The organism is Caballeronia arationis (assembly GCF_001544975.2).
In the GTDB taxonomy this organism is placed as follows: Bacteria; Pseudomonadota; Gammaproteobacteria; order Burkholderiales; family Burkholderiaceae; genus Caballeronia; species Caballeronia arationis.
Genome location: NZ_FCOG02000291.1, coordinates 1 through 3680, shown reverse-complemented (window position 1 = coordinate 3680; position 3680 = coordinate 1). Strand labels below are relative to the sequence as shown.

Annotated in this window: 3 protein-coding genes and 1 pseudogene; 3 read left to right on the top strand and 1 reads right to left on the bottom strand. The window is 61.1% G+C overall.

The window, feature by feature from the left end; genetic code table 11:
• Nucleotides 1–290, bottom strand: a pseudogene (locus AWB81_RS41110) (tyrosine-type recombinase/integrase); the annotation flags it as partial.
• Nucleotides 291–431: 141 nt separating this feature from the next.
• On the opposite strand from AWB81_RS41110, the gene AWB81_RS41105 reads away from it, so the two are divergent.
• From AWB81_RS41105 to AWB81_RS41095, 3 genes are all read left to right on the top strand, one after another.
• Nucleotides 432–1448: a DNA-binding protein gene (locus AWB81_RS41105; RefSeq protein ID WP_062644189.1), complete on the top strand. Its 1017-nt coding sequence runs from the start codon at nucleotides 432–434 to the stop codon at nucleotides 1446–1448.
• 58 nt (nucleotides 1449–1506) lie between these two features.
• Entirely contained in the window at nucleotides 1507–1782 is a 276-nt protein-coding gene (locus AWB81_RS41100) for a YlcI/YnfO family protein (RefSeq protein WP_062644187.1), read from the top strand.
• A 1132-nt stretch (nucleotides 1783–2914) separates the two neighbouring features.
• Nucleotides 2915–3680 (top strand): NHL domain-containing protein (locus AWB81_RS41095; RefSeq protein ID WP_200822632.1); only part of this gene is annotated, 766 nt, incomplete at its 3' end.

Below are 3680 nucleotides of genomic sequence, written 5' to 3'. Positions count from 1 at the left end.
CGCAGACAATCTTCGTGGGTGAGTGACGAGAGCGGCTTGTCGAGCATCACAAGCGACCAGAGCAGCAAGCGCTCGGCCTCTTTGCGATAACTCTCGAAGGTGGTCTTGGTGTCGTGAAAGCGCGAGAGCCACGCGCGAATCGCATCGAGATCATGGTTGGCCGCGATCTGCGCACGACCGTCCGTCGCGCGATTCGCCCCGACACTACCGTCGAGGGTCGACGGAATCACGAGGGATTCGAGGGGCGCGGGTTGGAGTGCAACGGATGTCGGTGGCGGAAGAGCGCGCATTGAGTGTCACGCGGTTTCGAGGTCGGTACGATACAAATAAGTCAACATTATAGCACTAATGTCAAATTTAACCGTCGGTTGGGTTAGATAAATATCGAGATACGTTGTACTATTATCGGTGTTCCTCGCTCTGGCTCGCTCATGTCCGACGTTCTTTCCGACGAAACCCGCCTCGCGGCCGATATCGAGCGCCTCAAGGTCGAGTTCCCCAAGACGCGCGAGCTCTATCGCGAGGTGTGTGCGCTGCTATTTTTCCGCTTCGGCGTCCCGCCCACCGCCAATCGACTCTACAACCTGGTCCGGCGTGGCACCATGAGCACCCCGGCGTCGGTGCTCGCCGAGTTCTGGGCGGAGTTACGCGAGAAGAGTCGGGTGCGTATCGAGCACCCGGACTTGCCAAAGGATTTGAGTGAGGCCGCAGGCGAGTTGATCGGAACGCTTTGGACGCGCGCGGCGGCCTCCGCACACGCCGAACTGACCTCGCTTCGCGATGACGTCGAAGCGCGTCGCGCCGAGGCGGAGCAAAAGGTCGTCGCCGCGCGCGAGGAACTCGGTCGGACCGAGACGGCGCTGGAGCAACGCACTGCGGCATTGCTCGCGGCGCAGGTCGAAATTCGGGAGCTGGAGCGGCAGCAGGCGCACGAGGCGGCCGCGCGCCAAGCGCTCGAGGCGCAGGTCAAGCGCCTTGGCGAGGAGGTCTTCGCGCGCGAGCGTGATCTCGACAAGGTACGCGACACCTTCTCGCGTGATCTGGAAAAACTCCGGGAAACGGCTGATCGCGCGGAGGAGCGCTTACGCGCCTCGGAAAAGCGTGCGCTCTTGGAAATCGATCGCGAACGCGGTGCAGTGGTCAAAGCGCAGAAAGAATTGGCGGAAGCCGCCAAACGCGCAGAAAAGCGGGATGCCGAACATCGTCGAACTGTCGAGGCGCTGCAAGAGCAGCAGGGCGACGCTCGCCATCAGACTGGGGTGTTGCAGGGTAAGCTGGCCGCGCTCGAGGAGGCATACACGTCGCTCCAGGAGCAGTTGAAGGCTCTACGCGCAACGACGCGTCCCTCAGCGCGACGCGCACCCCCGTCTGAATCCCGTCCTCCAGCCAGGCGTGCAGCGCGCAAGAGGACTGCTGGGAAAACGGCGGGAACGAAGAGCCGAACATAGCGTTGGCGTCGTGGCGGGCTCGACCTCGCTTGCGAGCGTCTGGAAGAGGAGTGACCAATTGAAAAGAACGGCAGAGAACAAACTGAGGGTCGTCGCGGTTCGCATCGACCCGGTCATCGAACAGAGGTTACGCGTGTTGGCGGAAGCGACCGGGCGGAAGCAGTCTTTCTTCCTGCAGCAGATGATCGAGGGCGGTCTCGACGCGATCGAAGAAACTTGGCTGTCGCCCGAGACGTTGGCAAAGGTTCGAAGTGGCGCTTGGCCAGATCTCCTGGGTGAACACCGCACGACCCCTGATCTATTCGACCACGGTGCTGCTGATCTGGCGCCTTAGACAGAGCAGCCTTATAGCTAGCAGTTCTGCAAGATCGCGTACGTTTTCAACAGTGAATGGACCGGATCATGACGCGCTGTCCGCGCGCTTCGCCCAGCACTTCGACGGTGCGATCGTGATAGCGCGCGACGGTGCGGCGCGGCGGCTTTCGATTCATGCGGTGGCGACCGGTCGGAGAGGGCATAAGCGGATGGGAGCGGCTGCGTCAATCGCATTATGGCAACGTGCGACGCCGACGCCACATCATTGTTAGATTGTCACGATACAGCGACAAAAGAGCGAAGGGTCATGCGACGCATCGTTGTTCGTTCGTCCGTCGTTCACGGACGAGGCGTTTTTGCGGTCACCCGGATCCGTGCCGGCGCACACTGCTCGAGTACAAGGGAAAGGGACTGCCCTGGAAAGAAGCGCAGCGCCGATGCTAGCGATCGGCCGCGGAAGACGGACATACCTTTTTCTTCGATCTTCACGATGTCCGGGTGATCGACGGTGTGCAGGATGAGAAGTCGGCGCGCTCCTTCCTCGAGTGTTCTATCTGTGGGCAGCCCGTTCAGAACCCCGGCCGAGAGGGACCGTCGGCGGCCTCCAAGTGAAAGCTTACGCCGGCGCCAGCAAGACATCGACGCTTCGACTGGTCGCCCATTCACTTACTGAGCGGGGCCTGATTCCCGAAGTCGATGTGTACTGGTTATCCGTACCGTTGAACTTGTTAGTCCCCTCTCACCTCAGCATCGCCGACGAGTCCTGGCACGAGGCCTTGGCGACGTACATCACCTATCCAGCCTCCAGCGAGAGACAATGCGGCCGCCCGGACAAGCGGCGGTGGCTTCCGGGAGTTTACCTTTCAATTCCCTGCCAATCGACTATACTCAGGCTTATAATTCTCGAATCTAAAGTCATACGTAGTCCTGATTAATTGAAACTCAATCCCGCTCGCCTATAGTCCCTTAAAGACTAGGTCTACTCCCAGTAAGGCTTCGTTTTCTTGTCCGAATGGACCTGTTTCCACACCGTATGCCAAACGCGATCAAGCGCGAATGCTGCTTGCTCGGATCGTCGATTTTTGTCTTTCCAACGGAACAAGAAGGTGACGGAAATGCGGCAATCAAGGCGCGCTCTCGCGACATGCTGTTTGATCACTTGGTTTCTGTCCTTCTGCGTTAGCGTCGCGTCGTGCGGCGGCGGCAACGAGGCCGCCAATACACCGGTGTCGCGAGACGAAAGCGTGGCCGCTGTCAGCAAGAAGCCAAGCGAAAAAGACATCGGGTTGTTTATAGTCGCGGGCAGAATCGGTGGGACGGGGTCGCTGGACGGGACAGGAGTCGTTGCGCGGTTCGGTTCTCCCCAAAGCATCGCGGCGGACTCCGCGGGCAATCTGTATGTGGCGGATACCGGCAACCACATTGTTCGCAAGATTACGCCGGCCGGCGTGGTCACTACGCTGGCCGGCACTGCCGGCGTGACCGGTAGTGCCGATGGCAGCGGGGCGGCCGCGCAGTTCAATCTTCCGCAGGCCATCGCGGCAGAGCCTGCGGGTAATTTGTATGTGGCGGATACCGCCAACCACATTGTTCGCAAGATTACGCCGGCCGGCGTGGTCACTACGCTGGCCGGCACCGCCGGCGTGACCGGTAGTGCCGATGGCAGCGGGGCGGCCGCGCGGTTCAATTATCCGCAGGGGATCGCGACGGACTCTGCGGGCAACGTGTATGTGACGGATTCGGGAAGCACCATCCGGAAGATCACCCCGGCGGGCGTCGTCACCACGCTGGCCGGCACTGCCGGCATGTGGGGGTACGCCGACGGCAGCGGGGCGGCCGCGCGGTTCTCCGGTCTGCGGGGAATCGGGGCGGATGCCGCGGGCAATCTGTATGTGGCGGATTCGGGCAACAATACCA

What these genes read in the sequence shown, in the direction of transcription:
- AWB81_RS41105 (WP_062644189.1), top strand. Translation starts at nt 432, where the DNA reads ATGTCCGACGTTCTTTCCGACGAAACCCGCCTCGCGGCCGATATCGAG.